The sequence below is a fragment of the Kitasatospora sp. NPDC057198 genome (genome assembly GCF_042670125.1).
Lineage (GTDB): Bacteria > Actinomycetota > Actinomycetes > Streptomycetales > Streptomycetaceae > Kitasatospora.
The window spans coordinates 1-1,192 of sequence record NZ_JBHUWH010000882.1; the positions used below are offsets into that span (position 1 = coordinate 1).

Annotated in this window: 1 protein-coding gene; it reads right to left on the reverse strand. The window is 79.3% G+C overall.

Going from position 1 to position 1,192, the window contains the following annotated elements; translation table 11 throughout:
- Window positions 1-141: 141 nt before the first annotated feature.
- Window positions 142-1,192 (reverse strand): MFS transporter (locus ACFUEL_RS39835; protein WP_380243130.1); only part of this gene is annotated, 1,051 nt, incomplete at its 5' end.

A 1,192-nucleotide genomic window follows, 5' to 3' on the forward strand; every position in this document is an offset into this window, starting at 1 on the left:
ACCACAGAGAACTACACACCTATTTACGTTGCGGGACCGGCATATGATTATGCTTGACGGGCTCGGTCATGCCGGCCGTGTGCCCGCTCCCGGTCGGCGCATTCCCCGCCGGGGCGGGCCGGCGGACGGCGGCGCCGTCCGCTACCCGGCCACCGGCCGGCTGCCCGTCCGCGGCAGCCTCTGCGGCTGGTCCCCGCCGCCCCGGTGGACGGCGCCCGCCGCGGCGAGGGTGGCCGCCGCCAGGGCGGGCCAGAGGGCGAGCGGGGGCAGGGCGGTGATGACGGCCGGGGAGATCGCCAGGCCCAGGCCGGTGGAGAACTGCAGCCGGGACAGCGCGCGGCCGAGGCCGCCGGGCGGGGCGAGGGCGGTGACCAGGGGGGTGGCGCTGCCCGCGTAGAGGATCTCGCCGAGGGTGCACGGGATCGTCACCAGGGCCACCGCGAGCGGGCCGAGCGCCGCGGCCGGCAGGAAGGCCAGGTAGCCGGCGGCGAGCACCGCCCCGGAGAGCGCCAGCACCCTCGCCCGCGGCCAGCGGGCCGCCGCCCACGCGGTGACCGGCACCTGGAGGGTGACCACCAGCACGGTGTTGGCGACGAACACGGCGGCGGGCCAGGCCGGCGAGGCGTGCAGGACCGTCACCAGCACCAGCGGCACCGCCACTTCGGGCACGTTGAGGCAGAACACGTACACCACGTTGGCCAGCAGCACCGCCCGCAGCCGCCGCGTCCCGCCGTCCCCCGGCGCGGCGGTGGGGGCGCGCCCCGTCCGCCCGGCGGTGACCCGCACCGAGCGGGCCAGCGCGGCGGCGGCCAGGAAGCCCGCGCCGGAGACCGCGGCCAGCGCCCGCAGGGCGGGTGCGCCGCCGGTCAGGCAGGCGGTGGCGAGCAGCGCGCCGAGGCCGAGCCCGGCGTTGCGGACGGCGCGGGCGGCGGCGAGCGCGGTGTCGCGCAGGCCGTCCTCGGCGACGGTGGTGACGAGTGCGGCGTGCGCGGCGGGCCACGCCTGGTTGCCGATGCCGAGGAACAGCGCGGCCAGCGCGAACAGCGCGACGCTCCCGTCCGGCGCGGCCAGCAGCGCGGCCACGCCGGCCACCCGCACCAGCATCGCGGCGGCGACCGCGGCGCTGCGCGCGCCGCGGTCCAGCCAGCGGCCGAGCGGCGGCATGCAGGCCAGGCCCGCGACGATCCCGGCG